The 24,785-nt window shown below is 36.6% G+C and carries 25 protein-coding genes and 1 pseudogene; 11 read left to right on the top strand and 15 right to left on the bottom strand.

What is annotated here, in order from left to right; all coding sequences use genetic code 11:
* Nucleotides 1-209: 209 nt before the first annotated feature.
* Both DNJ77_RS07140 and DNJ77_RS10105 read right to left on the bottom strand, forming a co-directional pair.
* A complete protein-coding gene (locus tag DNJ77_RS07140; protein WP_116964308.1) occupies nucleotides 210-563 on the bottom strand; it encodes a hypothetical protein in 354 nt (117 codons plus the stop codon).
* A 92-nt stretch (nucleotides 564-655) separates the two neighbouring features.
* Nucleotides 656-1,081, bottom strand: a pseudogene (locus tag DNJ77_RS10105) (glycosyltransferase family 2 protein).
* Nucleotides 1,082-1,175: 94 nt separating this feature from the next.
* Between DNJ77_RS10105 and DNJ77_RS07125 the strand changes: the two are divergent.
* The 4 genes from DNJ77_RS07125 to DNJ77_RS07110 all read left to right on the top strand — a co-directional run bounded on the left by DNJ77_RS07125 (nucleotide 1,176) and on the right by DNJ77_RS07110 (nucleotide 5,348).
* Nucleotides 1,176-2,429: an O-antigen ligase family protein gene (locus DNJ77_RS07125; RefSeq protein ID WP_116964305.1), complete on the top strand. Its 1,254-nt coding sequence runs from the start codon at nucleotides 1,176-1,178 to the stop codon at nucleotides 2,427-2,429.
* 74 nt (nucleotides 2,430-2,503) lie between these two features.
* Nucleotides 2,504-3,898 (top strand): UDP-N-acetylmuramate--L-alanine ligase, encoded by a 1,395-nt coding sequence (gene murC / locus DNJ77_RS07120; RefSeq protein WP_116964304.1) that lies wholly within the window; start codon nucleotides 2,504-2,506, stop codon nucleotides 3,896-3,898.
* Nucleotides 3,895-4,776 (top strand): 16S rRNA (cytidine(1402)-2'-O)-methyltransferase, encoded by an 882-nt coding sequence (gene rsmI / locus DNJ77_RS07115; RefSeq protein WP_116964303.1) that lies wholly within the window; start codon nucleotides 3,895-3,897, stop codon nucleotides 4,774-4,776. The genes murC and rsmI overlap by 4 nt, the downstream gene beginning before the upstream one ends.
* Before the next feature lie 5 nt (nucleotides 4,777-4,781).
* The gene (locus DNJ77_RS07110; protein ID WP_116964302.1) at nucleotides 4,782-5,348 is read left to right on the top strand and encodes a YqeG family HAD IIIA-type phosphatase; all 567 of its coding nucleotides are present in this window, start codon (nucleotides 4,782-4,784) and stop codon (nucleotides 5,346-5,348) included.
* Nucleotides 5,349-5,389: 41 nt separating this feature from the next.
* Here DNJ77_RS07110 and hemC read toward each other — a convergent pair whose 3' ends face one another.
* Together hemC and DNJ77_RS07100 are read right to left on the bottom strand one after the other, a co-directional pair.
* Nucleotides 5,390-6,310 (bottom strand): hydroxymethylbilane synthase, encoded by a 921-nt coding sequence (gene hemC, locus DNJ77_RS07105; protein ID WP_116964301.1) that lies wholly within the window; start codon nucleotides 6,308-6,310, stop codon nucleotides 5,390-5,392.
* Nucleotides 6,294-6,977, bottom strand: a complete 684-nt coding sequence (locus DNJ77_RS07100) for an alpha/beta hydrolase (RefSeq protein ID WP_116964300.1) — start codon at nucleotides 6,975-6,977, stop codon at nucleotides 6,294-6,296. Before DNJ77_RS07100 ends, hemC begins: the two co-directional genes overlap by 17 nt.
* Nucleotides 6,978-7,189: 212 nt before the next feature.
* On the opposite strand from DNJ77_RS07100, the gene DNJ77_RS07095 reads away from it, so the two are divergent.
* Together DNJ77_RS07095 and htpX are read left to right on the top strand one after the other, a co-directional pair.
* Complete coding sequence (locus tag DNJ77_RS07095) at nucleotides 7,190-7,768, top strand: LemA family protein (RefSeq protein ID WP_116964299.1); 579 nt, start codon at nucleotides 7,190-7,192, stop codon at nucleotides 7,766-7,768.
* A gap of 4 nt (nucleotides 7,769-7,772) precedes the next feature.
* Nucleotides 7,773-8,834, top strand: coding sequence for a zinc metalloprotease HtpX (gene htpX, locus DNJ77_RS07090; RefSeq protein WP_116964298.1), 1,062 nt, complete (start codon nucleotides 7,773-7,775; stop codon nucleotides 8,832-8,834).
* 4 nt (nucleotides 8,835-8,838) lie between these two features.
* On the opposite strand, the gene DNJ77_RS07085 is transcribed toward htpX, so the two are convergent.
* Both DNJ77_RS07085 and DNJ77_RS07080 read right to left on the bottom strand, forming a co-directional pair.
* Nucleotides 8,839-9,498: a 4'-phosphopantetheinyl transferase family protein gene (locus DNJ77_RS07085; protein WP_116964297.1), complete on the bottom strand. Its 660-nt coding sequence runs from the start codon at nucleotides 9,496-9,498 to the stop codon at nucleotides 8,839-8,841.
* Nucleotides 9,491-9,880 (bottom strand): hypothetical protein, encoded by a 390-nt coding sequence (locus tag DNJ77_RS07080; protein WP_204723376.1) that lies wholly within the window; start codon nucleotides 9,878-9,880, stop codon nucleotides 9,491-9,493. The genes DNJ77_RS07085 and DNJ77_RS07080 overlap by 8 nt, the downstream gene beginning before the upstream one ends.
* A 242-nt stretch (nucleotides 9,881-10,122) precedes the next feature.
* Between DNJ77_RS07080 and lpxC the strand changes: the two genes are divergently transcribed.
* Complete coding sequence (gene lpxC / locus DNJ77_RS07075; RefSeq protein ID WP_116964296.1) at nucleotides 10,123-10,983, top strand: UDP-3-O-acyl-N-acetylglucosamine deacetylase; 861 nt, start codon at nucleotides 10,123-10,125, stop codon at nucleotides 10,981-10,983.
* A 97-nt stretch (nucleotides 10,984-11,080) separates the two neighbouring features.
* On the opposite strand, the gene DNJ77_RS07070 is transcribed toward lpxC, so the two are convergent.
* Nucleotides 11,081-11,440 carry a DMT family protein gene (locus tag DNJ77_RS07070; protein WP_116964295.1) on the bottom strand — a complete coding sequence of 120 codons (360 nt, stop codon included), beginning with the start codon at nucleotides 11,438-11,440 and terminating at the stop codon, nucleotides 11,081-11,083.
* Between the two features lie 499 nt (nucleotides 11,441-11,939).
* On the opposite strand from DNJ77_RS07070, the gene DNJ77_RS07065 reads away from it, so the two are divergent.
* The 3 genes from DNJ77_RS07065 (at nucleotide 11,940) to DNJ77_RS07055 (ending at nucleotide 12,970) form a co-directional block, all read left to right on the top strand.
* Nucleotides 11,940-12,206, top strand: coding sequence for a type II toxin-antitoxin system RelB/DinJ family antitoxin (locus DNJ77_RS07065; RefSeq protein ID WP_116964294.1), 267 nt, complete (start codon nucleotides 11,940-11,942; stop codon nucleotides 12,204-12,206).
* Entirely contained in the window at nucleotides 12,193-12,474 is a 282-nt protein-coding gene (locus DNJ77_RS07060; RefSeq protein WP_116964293.1) for a type II toxin-antitoxin system YafQ family toxin, read from the top strand. Before DNJ77_RS07065 ends, DNJ77_RS07060 begins: the two co-directional genes overlap by 14 nt.
* A gap of 85 nt (nucleotides 12,475-12,559) precedes the next feature.
* On the top strand, nucleotides 12,560-12,970 hold the full coding sequence (locus DNJ77_RS07055) for a hypothetical protein (protein WP_116964292.1): 411 nt from the start codon (nucleotides 12,560-12,562) through the stop codon (nucleotides 12,968-12,970).
* Between the two features lie 8 nt (nucleotides 12,971-12,978).
* Here DNJ77_RS07055 and DNJ77_RS07050 read toward each other — a convergent pair whose 3' ends face one another.
* From DNJ77_RS07050 to DNJ77_RS07020, 8 genes are all read right to left on the bottom strand, one after another.
* Nucleotides 12,979-15,429, bottom strand: a complete 2,451-nt coding sequence (locus DNJ77_RS07050; protein WP_157966637.1) for a conjugal transfer protein TraG N-terminal domain-containing protein — start codon at nucleotides 15,427-15,429, stop codon at nucleotides 12,979-12,981.
* A gap of 160 nt (nucleotides 15,430-15,589) precedes the next feature.
* The gene (locus DNJ77_RS07045) at nucleotides 15,590-16,756 is read right to left on the bottom strand and encodes a M20 metallopeptidase family protein (RefSeq protein WP_116964290.1); all 1,167 of its coding nucleotides are present in this window, start codon (nucleotides 16,754-16,756) and stop codon (nucleotides 15,590-15,592) included.
* 10 nt (nucleotides 16,757-16,766) lie between these two features.
* Nucleotides 16,767-17,963, bottom strand: a complete 1,197-nt coding sequence (locus DNJ77_RS07040; protein WP_116964289.1) for a cation:proton antiporter — start codon at nucleotides 17,961-17,963, stop codon at nucleotides 16,767-16,769.
* A 156-nt stretch (nucleotides 17,964-18,119) separates the two neighbouring features.
* Nucleotides 18,120-18,782, bottom strand: a complete 663-nt coding sequence (lolA, locus tag DNJ77_RS07035) for an outer membrane lipoprotein periplasmic chaperone LolA (protein WP_116964288.1) — start codon at nucleotides 18,780-18,782, stop codon at nucleotides 18,120-18,122.
* 2 nt (nucleotides 18,783-18,784) lie between these two features.
* Nucleotides 18,785-21,280: a DNA translocase FtsK gene (locus tag DNJ77_RS07030; RefSeq protein ID WP_420810629.1), complete on the bottom strand. Its 2,496-nt coding sequence runs from the start codon at nucleotides 21,278-21,280 to the stop codon at nucleotides 18,785-18,787.
* A 117-nt stretch (nucleotides 21,281-21,397) separates the two neighbouring features.
* A complete protein-coding gene (locus tag DNJ77_RS10165) occupies nucleotides 21,398-21,526 on the bottom strand; it encodes a hypothetical protein (protein WP_275667774.1) in 129 nt (42 codons plus the stop codon).
* Nucleotides 21,527-21,658: 132 nt separating this feature from the next.
* Nucleotides 21,659-22,018: an IS1-like element transposase gene (locus tag DNJ77_RS07025; RefSeq protein WP_116964286.1), complete on the bottom strand. Its 360-nt coding sequence runs from the start codon at nucleotides 22,016-22,018 to the stop codon at nucleotides 21,659-21,661.
* A gap of 84 nt (nucleotides 22,019-22,102) precedes the next feature.
* Nucleotides 22,103-22,357, bottom strand: coding sequence for a helix-turn-helix domain-containing protein (locus DNJ77_RS07020; RefSeq protein WP_157966635.1), 255 nt, complete (start codon nucleotides 22,355-22,357; stop codon nucleotides 22,103-22,105).
* Between the two features lie 256 nt (nucleotides 22,358-22,613).
* On the opposite strand from DNJ77_RS07020, the gene uvrB reads away from it, so the two are divergent.
* Nucleotides 22,614-24,632 carry an excinuclease ABC subunit UvrB gene (gene uvrB / locus DNJ77_RS07015; protein WP_116964284.1) on the top strand — a complete coding sequence of 673 codons (2,019 nt, stop codon included), beginning with the start codon at nucleotides 22,614-22,616 and terminating at the stop codon, nucleotides 24,630-24,632.
* Nucleotides 24,633-24,785: the final 153 nt, after the last annotated feature.

Here is a 24,785-nt window from a genome sequence, read left to right as displayed (position 1 = left end):
GATGAATTTATTATTAGTATCCAACATGAGGTTGCTCCTGTTTTTGATTTATTTTGTTTCACGTTTATCAAAACAGGCAACCTCATCTAAGTCAAGATGAATGTCAGATTATATCTAGACTAATACAATTAAAATTTATTTATAAAAACTTATCTCCTTGTTCACTGGTGTTAAAACTTAGGATCATACATTATAAAAATTTACTGTCATCACTTTAACTCGTAGCACAAAACACGTGGTATTAACTTAAGCATACTAGGATTTCTACACAGCATTTGCCAAAACAATGTTCGCGCAGCACTTTTATTCTTTAACCGATAATAAGCAAACAAAAGTGACTTAGCATAATGCTCCCACGCAAGACGACTCTCCCTCAGAAAAGATGCGTTTTTAGTGAGTATCTTTTGATAACTAAATACTCCCTTTGTGGCACTAAACTGCCTACTCAAGCTCACTATTGATGTGTCAATATATACATCTATCAAAATTTTCTCTATTGGAGCATATTGAGCCCCAACGCCGAGCATTCTAAGTAAAAGGTCAATATCTTCTGCTATAGTCATCTCTATATCTAGTAGCCAATCTGCTCAAATAAGCTTTTTTTAACCATAAACCCCAAGTTATTCGACCAATAATTAAGCATTGGGACGTCGTATTACCCAAGTTTCTCGGGTAACTTATAAATAAACTGCTCTATCTTATACAAATTACCATCTTTATAGAGTTTATTTTGTTTTCCACACCATAAAAAATCAAGATTTCTATGTTTTTGCAAATACAAATCACATTCGCTAAGATACGAAGAACGTAATTCATCATCGTCCAAAAAGGCAATATACTCACCTTTAGCAGCTTTTATACCAGTATTTCTTGCTGCAGAAACACCTTGGTTAGTTAAATAGCGGATATAGTGAATTCTCCTATCTATCAAGCACTAAATATAATCCTCATATGCTTCATTTGACGCATCATCAACAATAATAATTTCATATGGTTCATTATATGTTTGTTGTAATGCGCTATGTAGTGAACGTTTAAGCAAATCTAATCTGTTAAAGCTTGTGATGATAATAGAAAACATATACTAAATTAAATTTGTGTGAGTTTTGGCTGTAATTATAACGCTTTCTAAGTATATAATCCCCTATGTTTTTATGCCAAACAAGGAATAAATCTTGCGAGTTAATAGTAACACGATTACACGCACTAATCTAACGGATAAAATTTACTTTACCTTGGTCTTTTTTTTAGGTATATCAATCTCCATATCCACGGCTTTAACCAGTGTATTTGCAGTAGCTTTATTGCTTACATTTAGTTTAAGTGGCGATTATAATTCAAAATTAAAACTCATTAAACGTTTTTATATTTGGCCTTCACTTACTTTTATTTTGCTTGCCTTTATAAGCTGCTTTTATTCCAGTATCCCTTTTACTGAAGCGTTAACATGGGTTGGGAAGTTCTATAAATTACTGATTGTTTGGGTAGTGGCTTATGTTTGTTATAAGAACCCTCAGATAATCAATAAGTTGCTATTAGCATTTTTTATCGGTGTTGTTTTTAATGTCGTTGCTATCTTTATAAACTATTACTTTTTAAATCCTGAAAATGCGATTGTTTTTAGTGGAGCCACGTTCCCTGCTGCACAATCACACTTTGTCACAGGATTTATTTTTGCTGTTGCCGCCTTTATGCTATTTTCAATGGCTTTGACCTGTCAAAATAAAAAGAAACGTATCTTTTTTATAATTCTTGGCGTTATTATTATTTGTGCGGAGCTTGGACTTAACACAAGTCGAACTGGATATTTAATTGAATTCTCAGTTCTTGCTATAGGTTTTTTAATGAAGTTTCGCTGGAAAGGAGTACTTGCTGCTATTGTTATTGTCCCTAGTATTTTTATCGCTTTTTACCATTTCTCACCTAGCTTCAAAATGCGTGTTACTGAAGCTTATAACAGCACAATCAACTATTACAATGGAACTGAGACTGAAACATCAGCAGGAATCCGTCTAGGTTTTTACCACACTGCCTTGGGTATTTTTGAACATAAACCTCAGCGTATTTTCTATGGATGTGGAACAGGCGAACAAACTCAATGTAGTATGCACTTTATTAATTCTGAAATCTCACAAGAAGATAAAAAATACTATCAAGTCATTAATAACCCACATAATCAATATATATACTTTGCAATACAATCTGGCATTTGGGCATTAGCCCTTTTTGTTTGGTTGTTAATAGCAGCATTTTACTACGCTAAAGATTTACCAATTATGATGCGAAATAACACTCGCATATTTATTATTGCTTTTGCGGTTGGTTGTTTAGTTAACTCTTGGATATTAGATATTGGTCCTGGCTTTATCTTTAGCTTTTTACTACCAGTGTTATTTGCACAACGCTATCAAAACAAGATTCAATCATAAACGCCAAATCTCCCCAATCTTTTTAATCAAACTTATATTAAGATAGTCGTCAATTTTAAATATTGACTACGATCATGAATATTATAAATACCTCCCATATAAAACCACATTACCATTTCATTGGCATTGGCGGCATTGGTATGTCGGCTTTGGCAATTTTTTGCTTACAAAAAGGTTATAGCGTATCTGGTTCAGATGTTCAGTCCTCAGAGATTACAGAAAAGCTCATTCAATTAGGGGCAAAAATTCATATCGAGCATCACGCTGATCACCTTATTCATGCAGATGCAGTTATTTATACATCTGCAATGACAAAAGATAATCCCGAATATCAACAGGCAATTGCCAAAGGGATGAAAGTTTATCATCGTGCTGAATTTTTAGCGTTTCTAATAAAGAACTACTCAGAAATTATCGCTATCACTGGAACACATGGTAAAACAACAATCACGAGTTTAATTGCTCATATTATGTCGGAAGCTGAATTAAATCCAAGTTATCTTATTGGTGGTATTGCTCATAATCTTAAATATCATGCGTACGCTAGCAATTCACCCTTTGTAACCATAGAAGCAGATGAGAGTGATGCTTCATTTCTTAAACTCAATGTCAAACATTTGATTATCAGTAATGTTGATTTAGATCACATGCAAACCTATGATCATAAAATAGATGAACTCATCAATAGCTTTGCACAATTTGCGACACGTGACACCATAAGTGGTGAGATCCTTATAGGTAGCGATACTGAAAATGCTAAGCGTCTAATCAACAAAATCTCATTTATAAAGCCGCAAGTGCGCCATTATGGCTTTAATCCAAACATGGATATTTATGCTTTAAATTATCGGCAACTTAACCAACAAACCATTTTTGATATCTGTTATCAAGGTCAATTGATTCAAGATTTTCGTTTACGACTTCCAGGGAAACACAATGTTGAAAATGCACTTGCAGCGATTGCTCTATGCTTAAAGCTTAATATTAGCCTTGGAATCATAAAAAAAGCACTTACAAGTTTTACAGGCATCTATCGTCGTTTTGACCATTATGAACACACTTTAAACCATAAACAAGTCGATATTATTGATGATTATGGACATCATCCAGTTGAGATTAATAGCACACTTGAAGCTATTGAGAAACGTTTTCCTAACAGACGATTAGTTCATGTATATCAACCACATCGCTACACTCGTACTCGTGATTTATTTGATGATTTTATTGACTGCTTAGCTACAGCAGATATTGTTATCTTGATGAGCACCTATGCGGCAAGTGAAGCTACTATTGAAGGTGCTGGAGCGCATGATTTATTTAATGCCCTTTGCAAGAAGCATAAACAATGCTTTTACGTTGAAAGCATTGAGGAAGCAAAAGTTAAGCTTGACCAACTCATAACAGAAAATGATGTTATACTGGTGCAAGGTGCTGGTGACATTGCTAAATTAATTGAGCATTTAATATGAAAAATCAAATTGAATGCGGTGTACTTTACGTCGTTGCCACACCAATTGGTAACTTACAAGATATTACTTTGCGTGCATTGGAAACGCTCAAAGCAGCAGAAGTCATCTTTGCTGAAGATACACGTGTGACACGAAAGCTACTTGAGCAATATGGGATTACGCCACCGACCTTAATTTCCTGTCATGAGCATAATGAAAGTAAGCGTATAGAACAACTCATGCACTACTTGGATTTAGGCAAAATCACCTTGCTTGTAAGTGATGCTGGCACGCCTCTTATTAGTGATCCTGGGTTTACCCTGATAAAAGAGCTCAAGGCTTGTGGCTATAAAGTCACGCCTATTCCAGGTGTAAGTGCATTAATCACCGCTCTTTGTGTAGCAGGCTTAGCAACAGATAGTTTTCAATTCAAAGGTTTTTTACCTGCCAAAAGTAGTACTCGTAAAAGTGTCTTAAAAACACTACAGCAGACAACAATCACAACCGTTTTTTATGAGTCCACGCATCGTATTGTTGGAACGCTAGAGGATATTGCGGCAGTGTTACCTATGCACAATATTGTAATTGCAAAAGAGCTTACCAAACAATTTGAACGCTTTTCAAGTGGCAAGGCACACGAGATATTACAACAGTTTCAAACCGACCCATATTTGGTAAAAGGAGAATTTGTGGTACTGATAGAAGGACAAAGTGTTATTGAAACAGCACAAACAACAATTGATGAGGATAAGTTGCTTCATCTACTATTAGCGGAATTGCCAATTAAAAAGGCAGTTGCGATTGCAGTTGAGCTCACTGCTGGTAAGAAAAATGCACTGTATAAAAAGGCACTTACCATTCAGGAAACACAAAGCATTACGCATACAACAAATGGATGATGATAATGGGAAGATTTAGTTTTACAATCAAAAACAGTATCTCACAACGAAAGAAAATAAAAGCCATTTGCCAGAATAAACACCAAATCGATCAAGTGACTCAACTTAACCCAAATAAGCTCAAAGTGCTTGGCATTAAATATATAGCTCTTGATTTTGATGGCGTTCTTGCTCCGCATGGACAACCTTTGCCAGATGAACATATTTTTGATTGGTTAAAAGTTTTATCCCAAAAATATAGTCAAAAAAACGTCTTTATCCTCTCAAATAAACCAACTCTTGAACGAGCAGAATATTTTGCAAATAATTTCCCGAATATCCGTTTTATCAATGATGTTGCAAAAAAACCCTATCCTGATGGTCTTATTAAAATTCAACAACTGGTAAACTGCAAACCTCGTGAGCTTGCCCTTGTCGATGATAGGCTATTAACTGGTTGTCTTGCGTGCATTTTAGCAGGTAGTTTCCCAATCTTAGTTACCAAGCCTTATACCAACTATTTAAGGCGTCCTTTTCAAGAAAGTTTTTTTAGCTTCTTACGTTTCATCGAAAAGTTGATATTCTTAAAATGACAAATAAATTTGACCAAATAGTATCTAGATTTAAAATTAAATCAATCACTAAGCAATATTTTTTTAGCGCCCAATTCAATCATTTTCTCTGCCAATTCAATACCAAGCGCTATAGGATCGTGGCCTATTATGCAATGTTTTAAGACTCTTGTACCACCACTGTTAGCCACCATTGCCATTAATTTCAGTCTTGTTGTATCTAATAACTGACAAAATGCTGCAATTGGTACATGGCAACCACCTTGTAAACGCATATTAAAGCTACGTTCTGCTTCGGCCATTATTTGACTGGGTTGATGATTAATTGCAGTTAAAAGTGTTTTTAGTTCGTCATCTTGTTGCAAATACTCAACGACCAAAATTCCTTGACCGACTGCTGGTAGCAAGGTATCTACTGGAATAAGCTGTTTTACTCGATCATCTAAGCCTAAGCGAATCAGCCCTGCTGCGGCTAAAACAATTGCATCATAGTGACCTTCATCCAGTTTCCTAAGTCGAGTTTGGACATTGCCACGCAAATCACGAATATCTAAATCAGGACGATATGCTAACAGTTGTGCCTTACGACGTAAACTCGATGTTCCAACAACTGCTTTTTGTGGAAGTGCGTCCAAGTGCTGATAGTGATTTGATACTAAAGCATCTTGCGGATTCTCACGTCCACAGAATGCACCTAAAGCAAAACCTTTAGGTAACTCATATGGCACATCTTTTAAAGAGTGAACAGCAATATCTGCCTTACCTTGTTCAATCGCAATTTCCAACTCTTTCATAAAAAGGGCTTTACCACCTATCTCATTTAACGGTCGATCCAGTATCTTATCGCCTTGGGTTTTCATTGTGACAATGTCACATACCAAGTGTGGATACGCCTTTTTCAGCAGGTCTTTTACGTAATGTGTCTGCCAAATTGCAAGTTGACTATCACGTGAGGCAATGGTAATTTTAGTACGCGCTACCATTTATTAACCTAAACCGTTTCTTGATAAATTCACTGATGTCATTAATCTCCTGTAAACAAACACTATGCTCCATTTGATAGCGGTGAAAATTCGTGGTAAAACCTCCTTCTGTTAATATTGTATTTACAAGCTCACCCGCAGCAAATGGCACAATCGGATCTTGCACACCATGACCAATGAAGAAAGGCATTTTCTGATTTTTCTTTATAATTTTGGTTTTAAAATAGTCCCAATCTGGTAAGTAAGTGGACAAAAGTATCACACCAGTAAAACAATAAGGTGAGGTTAAAGCCACAAGTGCAGCAATGACTCCTCCTTGTGAGAAGCCCGCCAACATGATATTTTCTACGGTTATGCCTTGATCGATTTGTTCCTTAACAATTGACTCAATACGCACCAACGACGTTTCTATTCCTTTTATATCAACGTCTCGTTTGATATCATCTATCTGCTTAATATCATACCATGCACGCATCTGCATACCCATATTGATCGTAATAGGTAAAACAGGGGCATGTGGAAAAATAAAGCGAATATTGGTAGAGGTTGGCAAATTCAATTCTGGCACAACAGCCTCAAAATCATGCCCGTCTGCCCCCAAACCATGTAACCAAATCACAACATGAGTTACTGAACTCTGAGGCTCTATCACAATGGAATTAAGCATAGTAATATCTCAAATAGCTTATTTCTAAAATAGAGCACATTATGAAACACATTATGCTTGAATGCCAGCAGCATAAATGGCAAATTATGATTGTTTGGGAATAATTCATCCCTATTATGAAACACTTTACACCTTTTCTGATTTAGCATAAAAGTTGTAAAAGGTTTAGAATCGGTATATACAACAATCATATTTTTATAGGAGCTTACATCATGGTTGCCATGATCATTATCATTGTCATCTTAGCCGTTATATTTGGTTATGTTTTAATGACTTATAACAGCCTCATCGCCGAAATTGAAGCAGTGAAAAACTCTGAACGCCAAATCGATGTCCAACTTGATCGCCGTGGCAAAGTGTTTGACTCGCTCATCAACGTTGTCAGAAAATACATGAATTATGAGCAAACAACGTTAAAAGATGTTACTGCACTTCGTAATCAATCTAATCAAGCTAAAGCACAAGGCGATATTCAAACTCGAATGGCTGCCGAAAATGAAATCTCAAGAATTGCTGGTAGCCTAAACGTTCAATTTGAAAACTACCCAGACTTAAAGGCAAACCAAAACGTAATGCAATTGCAAGAGGAAATTACCTCTACTGAAAATAAGCTTGCCTTCTCAAAACAAGCCTTTAACGACAGTATTGAAAAATACAATGCACATAAAAAATCAATGATTGCCAGCATTGTTGTCAACATGTTTAAAAATAAGCTTGATGAAAACTTTATTTATTGGCAGGTCAGTGACGATAAACGTCAAGTATTAGAAGACAGTCGAGTTGAGTTGTAAAAGCATGGCTGCACTTGATATCAACAGCGTTGATTGGCGTGAGGTCGTCAAAAAGAATACTCGTAAATCTTATATCGTCATCACGTTTTTTTTGATTATTTTTTTTGCGTTGGGCTTTTTAATTGATCTAATTTGGCGTTATGTTCAATATAGCAGCCTCATAACTTATAGCGGGCATATGGTTGATTTAAGTGATATTGCTTATTTGATTGTAAGTTTAAAGCTTACACCGTGGGCAACTATCATTTCAACGGTAATTGCTTTTGTTTGGCTTATGGCAACATTTAGCTATTACGACAAAATCATGCTCGCTGGCACTCAATATAAAGAAATATATCCAAACGATCCTGATCCCTTATGCCAACGCATTTATAATGTTACCGAAGAGATGAAAATTGCAGCTAACATGTCGTATATGCCGAGAGTCTATTTGATTGAAGCAAATTACATGAACGCATTTGCGTCGGGTTTTTCAGAAAAATCCTCAATGGTAGCAGTTACTCGAGCTTTGGCTAATCGCTTAACTCGTGATGAACTACAAGCGGTGATGGCACATGAATTAACACACATTCGCAACCAAGACATCAAATTGAATTTGTTCTCTATTGTATTGTCGAACATGTTGATGTTTATGGTTGAATTCTTATTTTATTCCACTTTATTTGGTGGGAACCGCAACCGTCGCGATAACAACAATAGTGGCAATATTATGACGGTTATCTTTATGTTACTCATGCTATTACGATTTGTCTTACCGATTATTACTAGTCTTATGACATTGTTTTTAAGTCGGACAAGAGAATATATGGCTGATGCCGGAGCTGTGGAGCTTATGCGCGATAATAAACCAATGGCCAATGCGTTGATTAAAATTAGTCAAAATCACAGTGAGCCACAAAGCGCACAAAGCTACGCGCATAATGCAAATGAGCGCATGCGTCGTGCGTCTTATCTTTATGATCCAGCCAGTGCTAAATTTTCCACAGGCAATGTGGATGATATGTTTTCCACCCATCCTAGCCTTCAAAAACGTTTAGAATCAATTGGGGCAAGTATTCGTCGATAACTCTTCAAAGCCTCAAAATAGTGTACTTTGCGGCACTTTGTTCATATGCGATACACAGCAAAGTATCATGATCAAGTTTCATTGAATAATAAAAAAGTTTTTTTGTTACTTCAGGCAATAACTCTAAAGGCTTCTCTTCTTTATTACCCATCGTAAACTTAAACTCACTTAACCCATTGGCAATACCGTCACCTGTAAGTTTTAAGCTTGCTTCCTTATACGTCCATAACCAATAGAAACGTTGAAGTTGTTGATCTTCGTTTAATTGACAAAGCCATTGATATTCACAGTCACTGAAATAATGTTTAGCAATACTCAGTACATCTATCTTTTCTTTCATTGTTTGAATATCTATCCCAACACGCTGCCCTTTTGTAAGTGCCATCACCACGTAGTGTTTGCTATGGCTGATATTAAAGTCAAGCTCTGGGTAATCGCTAAGATAAGGACGACCCTTTTGGGTATAACTAAATTGCAGTAATTTCCAATCGCATGCTAAGTATTCACTTAATACATGGTATCTTAGCCATTGAGATGCCAGATATTCCTTGCGTTTCTTTTCTAGCTTAAAATTTTCTGCTTGATACCTGATAGCTTTTGGAAGCAGACGATTCGTTTTTTCATAATCAAATTTGTTTATATCAACAATATATACATTAATCATAATTTAGGTCTTTGGGGTCCAGATCGATATAATCAGGATCGATATAATATTTAAACTGCACGGCATAAATCATCTTATGCCCCAGTATCATTGCTTTACATACTCTGTGCATACCATCCATTATCTTGCCCTGTTGGCACAAAATAATTGGGTAATTTAGGTCAGATTCTTGGATGATTTTTGCATGCTCTGTAACACTTCTACACGTTGGTTGATCGCCGCCTGGTTCATACCAATAACATTCATCCACCTCTGTGAGGTCTGATATTTTCACAAGCCTTTTATCAAGGGATTGTGCTTGAGTAATAAGCTTACGAACATCCCAAATCAAAAGCCTACCTTCTTTTGATCGCCTAAAATGGTATTGAGGTCTGATGTTCATTATTATACTTTCAATATAAAACCTACAAATAGTATATGCTAATTCTCATTCCCTAGCATGTAAAGAATTTCAGTACAATGCAGCACCTTACTTTATAGCCACTACAAGTTATTTTATAGTCTTTGGTTTCGTAGTTATAGTAAAGTGACGATCAATTTATTCAATATTAATGCTTTCTTAGAGTTGCTGAGTATAGGTGGATAAGCAATAATGGCTTCATGTTATAGCAAATGGACATAAATATGTATCAACACACAATTTCTGATGTGATCATGCTTTCTGGTATTGGTATTCATTCAGGGACAAAAGTGAATATGCGTTTACTGCCTGCAGACACAGATATGGGTATTATATTTAAACGTGTCGATTTTACCCCAGCCAAAGAGATTAAAATCACGCCTTTTAATATTACTGAAGCGATTATGTGCACTTTATTGGCTTCTCCAGATGACAAAAATGTCAGCATTTCAACCATAGAGCACTTAATGTCGACATTATGTATATTTAGAGTTGATAATATTATTGTGGAAATTGATGCTCCTGAGCTTCCAGTTATGGATGGCAGCAGTATTGAATTCGTTAAAGCCTTAAAAAAAGTTGGAGTAAAAGCACAAAGCAAAGCACGTAAATCTATAAAAGTGCTAAAACCCGTACGAGTCCAAGAAGCTGATAAATTTGCAGAAGTATTACCTACAGAGTCAACTCATTATCGGTTTGAAATTCAATGGGATCATCCTGTTATTGCCAATACACCTTGTGTTGTGGAATTCTCTGGAGAACAACAAGATTATATTGAACGTATTTCACGTGCAAGAACTTTTGGTTTTGTCGACCAACTGGAGTATTTGCATACCAATAACCTTGCCAAAGGAGCATCCCTTGACAATGCAGTTGGCATTACGAAAGACGGCATCGCCAATCCAGAAGGACTTCGTTATCCTGATGAATTCGTTAAACATAAACTCTTAGATGCAATTGGTGATTTTTATGTTGGCGGTCATATTATCGGTTACTTTAACTGTTATAAATCTAGCCATGCTTTAAATAATAAACTACTTAGAGTTTTACTTACCGATAAAAGTGCATGGAGAATCGTGGCTTAACAAAGCTCGATAGTAATGCTAATCTATTATGAAAGCATAAATATTTATATGTTCTTAATTTCTTATTCATTACCCATTGTGGGGGACTTTTTCATCATCACACCCATTTATGAAAGATAAAGAAAGCGCCAAGCGCAATGAATGCAAACCCTGCAAGATGGTTCCAGTGTATATTCTCGCCCAAATACAAAACTGAAAACGCCATAAAAACAAGTAATGTAATTACTTCCTGAATTGTTTTCAGTTCAACGGCGGAAAAATGACCATGCCCGATCCTATTGGCAGGAACCTGTAGGCAATACTCAAAAAACGCTATCCCCCAACTTATCAAAATTACTATAAATAATGGTGCAGTCTTAAACTTAAGATGCCCGTACCATGCGAAAGTCATAAATATATTTGAGGCAGTTAGCAGCAAAATGCTGAGTATTGGTGGTGCATAAAGTATTTGAAGCATAGTTTTTCCTTATTTATTAACAATTATTCGTAATTCTGGCAGTTTTATCAGAAGGTTTATAATATTCATTTCACCTAGTCCGGTTTGATTTTCAGAGGTTTAGTGCCAAATAGGGCGCTTATGACGTTTAATTTATCCATATGACTAGATATATAGATATGTTATAATGATGTCAATTCAATAGACTTTGTACAAGAAGCAAAAAGTATACAATACTAACTGAAGCATTACTTTATTTTTCTTGATTTGCTATAACAATCTCATAAGTTAAAACCTAGGCAACACAAAGCAAGGTTTTGGATATTTACTTTATGTACTTCTTATATTAATTAGTCTTGACTGAAAGCGCTAACAATGATGCTGCCATTGATGCAGTTATTGATAATTTTAGGATTTTTCCCTTTTCTTTCATGTTTTTTTCCTTATTGGTTGGTTGAAAATTTGCTTTGTAGTCACAAATGGACTACAATTAAAAGACAAGTACACATTGGAGACGGTAATGAGTACAAACAATACCTATGTACGGGCAAGAATTGACATGAATACTAAAGAAAGAGCAGCCGAAGCATTGCAAGCAATGGGACTGTCTATTTCTGATGCTATTCGCTTACTTATGCTCAGGGTTGCGGATGAACATCGATTGCCCTTTGAAATTAAACTGCCAAATAAAAAAACACTTGATGCCATTAATGAACTAGAGTCTGGAAAAGGCAAAAAGTTTCAATCCATTGACGCATTAATGGATGATCTGAATGCGGACGATTGAACGAGCAAATACATTCAAAAAAGACTACAAGCGTGAGTCAAAAGGCAAGTATCGGACTCAACTCAGTCAAATATTGCCCATGATTCTAAATTATCTGGCTAATGATCTCCCGCTTGAACCTAAATTGCTCGACCATGATCTAATCGGCAATTGGCAGGGTTATCGAGAATGCCATTTAAAACCTGATTTGCTTTTAGTTTATCGTAAAGAAGGTGATGATATTTTAAAACTCGCAAGGCTTGGGTCGCACAGTGAAATTTTTGGTTAGCTAATCATTGCCAATGATTGTATTTTACCCCATTTTATGTTAGGTTGCTCAAAGAGCAAAAGTTAATAAAAACAAGGACAATGCTATGAATGATAAGCAAAAAGAAAGACTATTAAAAATCGCTGAAACTCACCCTGAATTGGCTAAGGAAATGGCTAAGGAAATGATCGATATTTTCAAAACTGAAAAATCAAACAATCAAGAACCCATTGCCGTGAAAATGGTGAAGTCAGAAGACGATAAAATAGAAATCACGCCTGAGCAGAAGAAGTATGCGATTTTTGCCGTGATTGCTATTGCTATTGCAGTAGTTTCAATCTTTTTACATGTTTTCAACTTTATAACAAATATACATACAATAAGTTTTGAAGAAGCAAAAACAGCTTTTATAACAACAGGTATTACCTTTTTTATATGTATTGCTTCTTTTTGGTTTTGCGCCTATAAAGCAAGTTTCCCAGTTATAAAACAATTCATGATGAAACACTTTAGATAGAGTTCTCTCTATTTTTTGAAAAGATTATTCCACGCCTCTTTTCCAAGTTTACTATTCTCAATAGCAGAATTATTATTAAGTTTTTGTATATCATAAGCACCATCATCTCTATCTGGAATAATTGAAATACCTTTATCTATTTTTGCTTGCACATTTTTAGATAGCGATTCCTTGTCATTTTGCAGTCCTCCTGATTGAGTATTGATTTGTTTGTTTACTTGATCAATTTTAATCATATCTGGTCGGTCAAGATCAAATGGATTCTTAGGCTGATCAATCACTAGTGATTGGTTAGTCGTTAATCCTAGCTTACGCATTTCCGCTAAGGTAGCTTGATGTAACCGCTCATAATTACTCATTGTTGATTGCATTGTTTCTCCTCTTCGCTCATGTATGCCTTGCTCAAGTTCAGCTTGGATAATGGTATGCCCTTTTTTGACTGTCTGATCATTATCGGCACGAGATTGGTGTACCAAATTTTTACCTTGATCTACATCATGCGATAAACCATCAATGCTTGTCTGTCCTCTTGCATTAATGCTTTCAGCGTTTTGTTTGTACCAATCTAAATAAACATCACTATTGGCTTGTACAAAGTCAGCTTGTGCTTGCTTAAACAGTGGATCATTCTGCTTACTTATATCACCCAACCAAGATGTTGCCTGATCTTTATAATTATTGTGAATATAGCTATTGAAATCAGGCATTTTATTTTGACTAAAACCAAAGTCGTTGTTTTTGGCATAGTTTGCCGCTTCACCTGCTTGTGTTGCTAACTCAAAGTTGCGTTGCGCAGATTCACTATAAGCCTTTGCTTTGTTAAAGTTAGCTTGTAGGGATTGACCATTGTCTAAGCCAATCACTTTATCAAGCGTGGCAAAATCAGTTTTACTTCCACTCATGACAACGTCTTGTGCTTCACGATAAGCTTTTGCTTGATCTAAAGTTAAACCGACAGAATTATTGATGGTATCTGAACCACTCGAGTTCCATCCTGCCCTTTTGTAACCATTTAAAGAAAAAAACTTAAAAAGCTCTCCAGTACCTAATTTAGCCTCCCCACCCAGTTCGTTACTCCAACCTTCCATAGCACTATTAATCTGATCCTGACTAAACCGATTATGAGTATCCGTCATTGTCGACAGCGCCTTAGCTAACTGTACACTTGATACACTACTATTAGTTGAACCAATATGATCTTTTAAGGCTTTTGATACATTTTGCTGGCTAATATCCGAAATACCGGCTTGATAGGATTCATTAAATGCTTTGGCATCAGATTGACCGAGCTTCTCATACATTGCTTGTGTTTGCGACAAGCCCGTAGACACTGTTTGCCCACTTCTAAAATCAAAAGGCTGTTGATCAACAACACCAGCATTATTGTAAGTGATGCCGTTAGCAGTTTGCATTCTTGATCCTCCTGCCATTAACGATTCACGCTCACCGCCATAAGTCGTTGTCGGTTGTAGCATCGTTTGATGACCTGTTACATTATTCATTTGATGTTGCGCAACCGTCGTATTAGCTAAATCAAAACTCCCCTCACTTAATCCTCTTGCACCTTTTTCAGCATCAGTAGACAACTGTGAAGTCATACTTGTCGCAACACCCATCATCGTAGCGCCTGCACCCATAATCAGCATCCTTGATAAATATGGCACAAACATCAGCATCCAGCCAGTCAATGCCGTATATCGCCATGCCAATGCACTTGCGCCATCAATGGTCGATAAGGTTAATCCACCTAAGCCACCTTCTTGCACCGCTAAATGTACAGCCATGATTGTTGTCATAATGAAATTAATGAAAACAAAAAACAAAGGCCATGTGCCTAACCAAATGAAGCTACCAATATATTTACCAATGAGTTTAAAGAAAAACCCTGGAAAGAAGCACATATACACCACAGGAATGAAAGCACAACAAACAATCAACATTAAAATAGTATGCAACATAGGCACATACTCTTGTGCCATAACACCGACTGAAATCCACGAAGCTGTACGAGACATTTCACTTTGTGTTTTTGCATAATTTAATGATGCCGCGGCAGGATTACGACTTATCTTGACATTATCCCAACCATCACGCATGGCATTGATTGCCAAGTTCTGCATCATGATATTTTGTGAGCTTGCCGACATGTTAAAAAAGTGACTATAGACATCTTGAACACTTTGCTGCATCTTAATAACGGTATCTGTCATTGCGTTTGCATTAAACTTATGTATATTAACAAAACTTAACAGAGATTCTTTTTTAAATTGACTTTCTAGCCAATCAAACGCAGTACCACAACGCGGGTAATCTTCTGCTCCTGTTTCACCTAAATTTGCATTTGGAATGTGAACACGTGCAAAACCACCATTACTACGCCTAGAGCTTTCTTGTTGTTTTAAAAAAGCCAATATATCTGACTGTTGACTTAAATCTTCTAAAGTGTATTTTTTTCTCAACTTAAATATCAGGCCACGTAGCAACCTATCCACCAGAAAATCATGCAGTAAAAACTGTCTGTCTATGCCGCTCCTCATGGGCAAGCTCAGGCAAGTAGTGTGGCATAGTCCAAAGATCAAGGCAAAGAGTGCGAGCGTGGATGTTAATGATATATAGAAACTATTGCCCCAAACACAAAGCTAAATAATAGACTACACCATAAACCATTGCGTTGAGACTTAGATCAAAAGTTGGCTCATGTACCATAGAAGTATAGCCTTGAGACTCATTACGTACGCCTAAAAATACGTAGCAAGCGGGGATCTTATGGGCAAAATAAGAGAAATCTTCAGATGCCATCCAAGGAATATTGGAAACAAGAACGTTGCCTTTTCCAAGTGCCGATTGTGCAGCTTGAAATGATTTTTGTGCGCAGGTGCCATCATTACGCGTTTCAGGGTAACCATTATGATAGCGTATTTCCACTTTACCAGCGTAAGTTACGGCAATCCCATTAGCAATTTCATAGAGTCGCTTTTTTACAATTTCGCGAGCATCTTGGCTTAGATAACGAATGCAGCCTTTAAGTTCTGCTTTATCTGTAATGACATTATAAACACTACCAGCGTTTAGAGCAGTGACTGATACAACCGCCGGATCAAAGCTGGATAAGTTACGCGAGACAATGCTTTGCACTTGGTTGACAAATTGTGTTGCCATGATGATAGGATCATTAGTGGTAAAAGGTGTACTAGCATGTCCACCTTTACCTAAAAAATGGATATCAAACAGATCAACCCCCGATAGCGCAACAGGTTGGCAGATTTGGATCTTCCCTTCATCAATTGTAGGCAATACATGAATGCCATATATTTCAGATACTCCATCAAGAGCGCCATCTTGAATCATGATCGAGGCTCCACCTGGGAGCACTTCCTCAGAAGGTTGAAATAGAAAGCGTATGTTTACTTTAAGCTGATTTTTTATTCTTACTAGAGTATGTGCTGTAGTTAAAACGATTGCACAATGTGCGTCATGTCCACACATATGGGCTTTGCCATCAATGGTGGATCTATACTTACAGCTGTTTTGCTCATGAATGGGTAAAGCATCCATATCTGCGCGTAGGGCGATCATTTTATAGTTTGGATTGATGATTAAATCAGCAATTAATCCTGTTTTACCGATATTGCGTTTCACGCTTAAGCCTAATTTTTCAAGCTTAGAAGCAATAAAGGTAGCTGTATTATACACGTCAAAACCAAGCTCAGGATACATATGAATATGTTCGCGTACCTGTTGCAGATAGTTAGTATCGATTTGATCTATAATAGAGTCTGCTAACATGAAGTTATCCTTATTTCGTAAATTGGTTTAATGTTCTTGCAGTAACGGTTGACGAGACCAAGCAACTAACTAAAATCAACAAAATTGTACTGTTTAAAATGGCATTATCTAGAATTTCGGTTTTATATCCCACTAAAATGATGGCTAACGTTGCAGCTGCATGCGCACTACTTAAACCAAAGATAAGTTTGCCATCAATGGTGCTCAAGCGTAAGCACCATTGAGTAAGTTTGGCTGCTAACCATTTTGATACCAATGCAACAGTAATCAAAGTAATTGCTATGGTAGCAACATTATGGATGTCTGTGAGAACGTGCAAGTTAACAATCATACCAACGCTGATCAGGAAAACAGGGATAAAAAGTGTATTACCAATAAAATGAATCTCAGTTTTTAATTTCTGCTTTTTGGTTACAAAACGATTTAAGGCGAGTCCTGCAAAAAATGCACCAATAATGGCATCAACGCCAATGATTTCGGCAAAAACGGCAAGGACAAAAACGGTTAATAGTACAAAAGTGTAGTGGAGACTTGTTTTGCGTGCAAAAGCATAGAAAAACCTTTTAGCGATATAAGGAATGATGATAAAGGCAATAAAACTAAAAACAATAAAACTAAAGATAAGGGTAATAAACATCGCAATATCATTTTTATCATGGTGTATGCCTGTGATAATTGCTAAAATAAGTAATACTAAGGTATCTGTTATAATTGTTCCACCAACGGCAATAGCCACTGCTGGGCGCGTAGCATAGCCTTTGATACTCACCATTGGATAAGCAACAAGCGTATGCGTTGAGAACATGATCGAAATTAGAATGCTAGCACTTATGCTGTAATCAAAGCCATAATGGAATACTATAAAACCAATACAAAACGGGATAAGGAAAGTAAGTGTCCCAAACAACAAACTTTTGTTTTTGTGTAACTTAAATTCCTTCATCTCTAATTCTAGACCAGCCATAAACATAATGTACAAAAGCCCAGTTGTTGCAAAAATAGTTACAGCCAAATTTTGATCAAGAATATTGAGTGCATGGGGACCTGCTATGACACCAGCAACAATTAGACCAACAATGCTCGGAATACGAAGGTAATGGCAGATGATTTTAGTTGCAATAATCAGGAGTAATACAAAAGTAAATATACTAACAGGGGTGTTTAAAGGTAACTCAGCAATATGTTTTATATTCTCTAATATGTGCATTTATTTCCCTTAGAAGAAACTTGACTTATATAAGTTTTTCGCTTATGTCGTTTTTACCATTTAGCCTTGTTCTTTTTTCTGAGGATTGTTCTATGTGAAGAATATATTACACATAGGTTTTATACTTACCACTTAATTTTACATAAAAGTATAAAGTTATCCCAATACATCAACTCCTTGAGGAGGTGTGAACTCAAAGACACTTTGAGGAATAAGTTGAGTTGATATATTTAAGAGTTCAATGTTGGTAGATTGCCCAGTTTCTGTTTCAATAACCATATGTGTAGGAATATTGCCTTTAAAAGTCATATTGATGTATTTTATTAAGGATTGATCTTTGACTTTTGGCGTTAAGCGATAGGTGTTATCGTTAAGTCGTTCAATAGTAAAAAGCTGATTAAGTGTTTTGCTATCACCTGTTAAAAGTAGAAGATAAGGTGCTTGAGAGATGCTTTTAGGAACTTCGTTAATAGTGATTTGTTCAAGTTCTTCGTCGTAATTCCAAAGTTGTTTACCGTTGGACAATAGCATTTGTTTTTGTGGGCTTAGCACCTGCCATTTAAAGAAGCTAGGTTTACTGACCCAAAGTTCACCTTGGCTTTGTTGTTTAAGCTTTTGTTGTGGGTTAAGTATAGTTTGATTGAAGCTTGCGTGCATGTTTTTAAGCTTGGCAAGTTTATCAAAAAGGCTTTGTTCAGAATAATTTATCTCAGATGGCTGCGAGACGGTATTATTGTTAGCAAAGCATAAATCAATAGCAAAAATGCTAAATATGATAAAGAGCGTGTCTTTGAGAATATTTTCAAATTTTTGCCTCATTGTTATGACCTTTTGATTAAAACTTCACGCATGCCATTAGACTGCATTTCACTCACAATACCCGCAACTTCCATTTCTTCAATCAGTCGTGCGGAGCGGTTATAACCGATACGTAAGCGTCGTTGGATGTTTGAGATCGACGCGCGTTGTGTCTCAAGCACAATCTTAACGGCCTCATCGTAGAGTGGATCATTACTATCACCTTCAACTTCACCACCTTCAACCTCTTCGTCACTTGCGGTTATATCATCAATATATTCAGGTTCACCCATTTCTTTCCAAGCACCTACTACGCGATGTACTTCGTCATCATCAACAAAAGCACCATGAACACGTGTTGGCACTCCAGACCCAGGTGGAAGATAAAGCATATCACCATGACCTAATAATTGCTCAGCACCTTGTTGATCTAAGATCGTGCGAGAGTCAATTTTTGAAGAGACCTGAAAGGCAATTCGCGTAGGGATGTTTGCTTTGATTAAGCCTGTGACTACGTCGACGGATGGACGTTGAGTTGCAAGGATCAAGTGAATTCCTGCGGCACGTGCTTTTTGTGCTAAGCGCGCAATAAGCTCTTCAACCTTTTTACCAACAACCATCATCATATCGGCAAACTCATCAGCAATCACGACAATGTAAGGTAGTTTCTCAAGTATTGGTGCATCTTCTTTTGGATCTGGGCGAAGTTTTAACCATAGTGGATCTTTTATTGATTCGCCTGATTTTTCAGCTTCTTGAATTTTCTCATTTAATCCTGCGATATTTCTAACTCCTGCTGCTGCCATAAGTTCATAACGGCGATCCATTTCTTTCACACACCAACGAAGTGCATTAGCTGCTTCGTTCATATCAGTTACCACAGGAGTTAATAAATGTGGAATGCCTTCGTAAATAGAAAGCTCAAGCATCTTAGGATCGATCATAATAAAGCGCAGATCATCGGGTGCAGATTTATATAACATGCTAATAATCATCGCATTAACACCCACTGATTTACCTGATCCAGTGGTACCAGCGACAAGCAAATGTGGCATTTTAGCAAGGTTAACGGTTTCGGGAATCCCAGCAATATCCACTCCAAGCCCCATCGTAAGGGGTGAGCTAGAGTCGATGAATTTTTTATGTGATAACACTTCTTTTAAGCGCACGATTTCACGTTTTTGGTTTGGTAATTCAATACCAACATAAGGTTTGCCTGGAATAACTTCAACCACACGCACACGTGCCGCCGAAAGTGAGCGTGCCAAGTCCTGAGCAAGTCCGCTTAACTTACTCACCTTAACACCAGGAGCAAGTTCAATTTCAAAGCGCGTAATTACAGGACCTGGATAGCTAGCAATAACCTTGACTTGAATACCAAAGTCGGCAAGTTTTTCTTCAACAAGGGTTGCCATTTTTTGTAAAAATTCTTTTGATATCTGCTCCTTTTGGTTTTTGGGATCATCCAAAAGGTCTAAAGAAGGGAGACCTGTGATTTTATCAGTTTTATGTTTTATTTTTTTAGATTTGGAGGGTTTAGTAATAGATGGGGTGGTAATAGGTAGCTCTTCTTCCTCATAAAAATTATCGTCCAAATTTGAAACAAGGGTGAATTGATTATCATGTAGTGTGTATGGTAACGCTATCTTAGGGTCATCTTGGATCAGATTAGGGTCGTTGAATGCTAAAATGTTGATATTATCATCGCTATCAAGTTTTTGCTGTTTGTCAGCTTCCTTTTGCTCTTTTTGCAGTTGTTTTTGTTCCTGCTTTTGAGCTCTTAAGACTTCTTTTTCTATTTTTCTTTGAGCACGTTCTTTTGCTTTTTGTGCTTTTTCTTCGGGTGTAGAGGTGAAAAAATTTTTAATCTGTAATGCTAAAAAGCGAATAAGTGCCGCAATAGACCTTAGCCAAAAACCACCCGAGAATAAAGTTAAGCCAAGTGCAAATGCAGCAATTAATGCAAATACACCACCTGTGGTGCTAAGATATAAAACCGTATATTTTGCAACTTCTTGACCTAGAATACCTCCTGAGCCTTCAGGCATATAAACGGTAAAAACAGATAATGTAATTTCGGCGATACCACTACCAGAACCAATTAGTAAAATGATGCCAACAAAGCGAGCAAGCATCAAAAGTGTACTACTTTCAGAAAAATTTTTGTGTTCCAAAAATAGCTGCCATACACCATATACCAGAATAAATGGGATCAGAAAGCCAAATACACCACAAATAGCTAAAATAACATTGGCGGTGTAGGCACCAACAATACCAGCATAGTTGTAAATATGAAGTTGTGATTGAACGATTGTCCAGCCTGGATCGCTACTGTTGTATGAAAAGAGTGATAATAGTAAAAACAAGGCAATAGCCCCCATTAGTATCAACCATGCAATACGTAAACGATCGACTAATAATTGATTAATTTCTTTTTTAGGCTTTGCCTGGTTAGCAGCTTGTTTAGTTGCCTTTTTATCTATTTTTGGAGTATTAGCTTTTTTACTACGCTTAAGCACCACTATTTTTCCTCGTATGTAAAACGTATCAAACCTATGATAACAGGGAAAAGCAAGCGATCAACTCGTTTTGCCAGATTGTTTTGTTCTAAAAGGGTCAAGGTTTAATCTACTTTTTTACTCTAAAGCCGTTGACATTTCTTGTTTATCTGTAAAAACGCCAATAAGATAAATTGGTAAGCCAGGACGTTTGGACTTGTGACTATATTGCTTTGCTTCTACCAAGCGCTTGAGCATCGTTGCCATGCTTTTCATAAAAAGTAATTCAGAGCTTTCATGCGTACGCTTACCAAAATAATAGGCAACAATTTGACTTATCTTATGGCAGATAGCTAACCAAAGCTATCGTTGGTTCTTTTTGTTTCCAAAATATGACCATTACTCATCAAGCTCAAGCATAAGTGGCATCACAACAACTGAGCTTATATTCATTAATAAGTTCCAGTTACATTTCAACAATCTACAGGCTTTTTTTATCGTATTAATCACGGTTTTTGTGCTAACTTTTAAAACACGTGCTGTATCTCGTATACCACTACTATTGCTACACATATCAATAATTCTTTCTTTTATCTTGGGCAGCCGACCTAGTGCTTTATATTCAAGTTGAAAGTATTTGCCACAATCTAGGCAACGGTACCTTTGCGCACCACTTGGACTAGATTTCAATTGGTTTTTACCTGCTTTAACTGTTTTTATTGAGTTGCAATTCCTGCAACATACATCAATTTTCGCCATTTTTGATTGAATATCTTACATATTTTTATGACAAAATAAAACACTATCCATAATAATGAGCCTCTGTAAAGCAGCGAATATTATTTAGCTTGAGAAGTCTAACATGAATATACCATATTTTTTAATTTTGGCTTTGAGCGTAGCACTGCTAATACCTAACACTTCAGCGGTATTAGTAAGATGAAAGCCAGTATAAGCAAGAGTTGCTTCAATTAAGCCACGTTCGACTTCTTCTGTAACAATACTTAATGTAAAGCGTGGTTGATCAGTTGGGTCTTTTCTTGCATTTTCGTAACGTGCTTCAGCTGTAGCGTAGATGAATTTTTCTATGTGACTCATGATAAATATCCTTATTTTCCCTTTTGGTATTTTTAGCATAGTTATTTATTGCATTTTTCTATATGGAGAAAAACGTTTTTTTAATGTAAAAAATACTGAAATAATGTAATCAAATCGCCATGATGATTTTTTAATCAATAAAATGACAAAAATGTAAAAGCTTGGTAATCCAAGCTCAGGAAGCTATAAAATACTTACTAATGTGTTTATTATGATCTGTTTAATATGATTAATTAGATTGTAATGGTACGAAAGAATGGAAGAAGATATAAAAAAAGTATTTAAATTAGTAGCAACTTATCCACCTGCTGGTGATCAACCTAAAGCGATTGCCTCATTAACAAAAGGGTTACAAAATGGTTTGAGGCACCAAACGTTGTTAGGGGTAACCGGTTCAGGTAAAACCTATACCATTGCGAATGTTATTCAAAATGTACAGCGACCTACTTTGATTTTGGCACACAATAAAACATTAGCTGCTCAGCTTTATGCTGAAATGAGACAGTTTTTTCCCCATAATGCTGTGGAGTACTTTGTGTCATATTATGACTATTATCAGCCAGAAGCCTATGTTGCAACATCAGATACCTATATTGAAAAAGACTCATCAATCAATGAACATGTTGAGCAAATGCGCTTGTCGGCAACTAAGTCAATCTTGGAGCGTCAAGATGTGATTATTGTCGCAACAGTTTCAGCTATATATGGATTAGGTGATCCTGAGCAATATATGCAAATGTTATTGCATTTAAAATTGGGGGTGGAAATTGATCAACGTAGTATTTTAAGGCGTTTGAGCGATATGCAGTATCAGCGTAGTGATATGGATTTTACGCGTGGAACTTATCGTGTGCGAGGCGAGGTGATCGATATTTTCCCAGCGGATTCAGATAAAGAAGCCGTGCGTGTTGAATTATTTGATGATGAAATTGAGAGCTTAACGATTATTGATCCGCTAACAGGCAAGAAAATTCATTCAGTCTATCGAACAACGATTTTTCCAGGTACACACTATGTCAGTTCAAAAGACAGACAAAAGAGTATGGTTGAAGAAATAAAAGAAGAGCTAAGAGAGCGTATTGCCTATTTTCAAAAGGAAAATCGTTTGATTGAAGCACAAAGAATTGAACAACGTACACTTTATGACATAGAAATGATCAATGAATTGGGTTATTGCACGGGGATTGAAAATTACTCGCGTTTACTCTCAGGGCGTGCGTCAGGGGAACCCCCACCGACGCTATTGGATTATTTACCTGAAAATGCTTTTATTGTAATCGATGAGTCACATGTGACAATTCCACAATTTGGTGGCATGTATAAAGGTGATCGCTCACGTAAGGAAAATTTGGTAAATTATGGTTTTCGATTACCATCAGCCTTAGATAATCGACCGTTAAAATTTCATGAATTTGAAGCTTTAGTGCGACAGGCGATATATGTCTCAGCAACACCTGCGGATTATGAACAAAAGCATCAGCAAAATATTGTTGAGCAAGTGGTGCGCCCAACGGGTTTATTGGATCCTACGGTTGAAGTACGACCTGTTGCGATTCAAGTAGAAGATGCGTTATCAGAAATCAATAAGGCAGTTGTTCAAGGCGAGCGTATACTGATTACGACCTTGACTAAGCGCATGGCAGAGGATCTAACCGATTATTTAGCCGAGCATGGCATAAATGTGCGCTATTTACATGCGGATGTAGATACGGTTGAGAGAGTTGAAATTATTCGCGATCTACGAATAGGAGTTTTCGATGTTTTAGTTGGAATTAATTTATTGCGTGAAGGTTTAGATATGCCTGAAGTTAGTACAGTACTCATCTTTGATGCTGATAAAGAAGGATTTTTGCGTTCAGAACGCTCATTGATTCAAACCATAGGACGCACGGCAAGAAACGTATCTGGCAAAGCCATTCTCTATGCTGATGTGATTACATGCTCAATGCAGCGTGCAATGGAAGAAACGCAGCGACGGCGTAATAAGCAGCAAGCATACAATCAACAGCACAATATAATACCAACGACTATTCGTAAAGGTGTTAGTGATATGCTGGGGTTCTCTCCTGAAATAAACAAGAAAACAGCTGAAAGTAGTATGCGTAAGAAAGTCAAAGATCTCCTATTAGATGAGGTGCTAGGAGTTAAAGAAGCCTTGAGTCTTGTTAAAAAACTTGAGCGTGTGATGAAAGAGCATGCCCGTAATTTAGAATTTGAGCAAGCAGGTGAAGTGCGTGACCAAATTAAGTCAATTAAAGATAAATACTTGTTTTAATCATTAAGTTGAATGCTTCTTACAATAAATTCATATTATTTCAGTTCTGTATTGGCTGTTAAAGAATCAGAAAAATAATGCTTTAAGGTCATTTTTAAGCTATTATCTATCCATAATTAAGAAAAAGTGTATGTGATTGTGGTTAATCTCTCA

Source organism: Fastidiosibacter lacustris, assembly GCF_003428155.1.
Lineage (GTDB): Bacteria > Pseudomonadota > Gammaproteobacteria > Francisellales > Francisellaceae > Caedibacter > Caedibacter lacustris.
This window is presented reverse-complemented; position numbering and strand designations above follow the sequence as displayed.

Bases quoted from the DNA above. Each gene is read 5' to 3' on its own strand.
- lpxC (WP_116964296.1), top strand. From the start codon at position 10,123: ATGTATCAACACACAATTTCTGATGTGATCATGCTTTCTGGTATTGGT.
- DNJ77_RS07040 (WP_116964289.1), bottom strand. From the start codon at position 17,963: ATGCACATATTAGAGAATATAAAACATATTGCTGAGTTACCTTTAAAC.
- htpX (WP_116964298.1), top strand. From the start codon at position 7,773: ATGGCTGCACTTGATATCAACAGCGTTGATTGGCGTGAGGTCGTCAAA.
- DNJ77_RS07110 (WP_116964302.1), top strand. From the start codon at position 4,782: ATGGGAAGATTTAGTTTTACAATCAAAAACAGTATCTCACAACGAAAG.
- DNJ77_RS07025 (WP_116964286.1), bottom strand. From the start codon at position 22,018: ATGGCGAAAATTGATGTATGTTGCAGGAATTGCAACTCAATAAAAACA.
- rsmI (WP_116964303.1), top strand. From the start codon at position 3,895: ATGAAAAATCAAATTGAATGCGGTGTACTTTACGTCGTTGCCACACCA.
- DNJ77_RS07095 (WP_116964299.1), top strand. From the start codon at position 7,190: ATGGTTGCCATGATCATTATCATTGTCATCTTAGCCGTTATATTTGGT.
- DNJ77_RS07070 (WP_116964295.1), bottom strand. From the start codon at position 11,440: ATGCTTCAAATACTTTATGCACCACCAATACTCAGCATTTTGCTGCTA.
- DNJ77_RS07055 (WP_116964292.1), top strand. From the start codon at position 12,560: ATGAATGATAAGCAAAAAGAAAGACTATTAAAAATCGCTGAAACTCAC.
- DNJ77_RS07065 (WP_116964294.1), top strand. From the start codon at position 11,940: ATGAGTACAAACAATACCTATGTACGGGCAAGAATTGACATGAATACT.
- murC (WP_116964304.1), top strand. From the start codon at position 2,504: ATGAATATTATAAATACCTCCCATATAAAACCACATTACCATTTCATT.
- hemC (WP_116964301.1), bottom strand. From the start codon at position 6,310: ATGGTAGCGCGTACTAAAATTACCATTGCCTCACGTGATAGTCAACTT.
- DNJ77_RS10165 (WP_275667774.1), bottom strand. From the start codon at position 21,526: ATGGCAACGATGCTCAAGCGCTTGGTAGAAGCAAAGCAATATAGTCAC.
- lolA (WP_116964288.1), bottom strand. From the start codon at position 18,782: ATGAGGCAAAAATTTGAAAATATTCTCAAAGACACGCTCTTTATCATA.
- DNJ77_RS07080 (WP_204723376.1), bottom strand. From the start codon at position 9,880: ATGAACATCAGACCTCAATACCATTTTAGGCGATCAAAAGAAGGTAGG.
- DNJ77_RS07045 (WP_116964290.1), bottom strand. From the start codon at position 16,756: ATGTTAGCAGACTCTATTATAGATCAAATCGATACTAACTATCTGCAA.
- uvrB (WP_116964284.1), top strand. From the start codon at position 22,614: ATGGAAGAAGATATAAAAAAAGTATTTAAATTAGTAGCAACTTATCCA.
- DNJ77_RS07085 (WP_116964297.1), bottom strand. From the start codon at position 9,498: ATGATTAATGTATATATTGTTGATATAAACAAATTTGATTATGAAAAA.
- DNJ77_RS07020 (WP_157966635.1), bottom strand. From the start codon at position 22,357: ATGAGTCACATAGAAAAATTCATCTACGCTACAGCTGAAGCACGTTAC.
- DNJ77_RS07060 (WP_116964293.1), top strand. From the start codon at position 12,193: ATGCGGACGATTGAACGAGCAAATACATTCAAAAAAGACTACAAGCGT.
- DNJ77_RS07140 (WP_116964308.1), bottom strand. From the start codon at position 563: ATGACTATAGCAGAAGATATTGACCTTTTACTTAGAATGCTCGGCGTT.
- DNJ77_RS07100 (WP_116964300.1), bottom strand. From the start codon at position 6,977: ATGCTTAATTCCATTGTGATAGAGCCTCAGAGTTCAGTAACTCATGTT.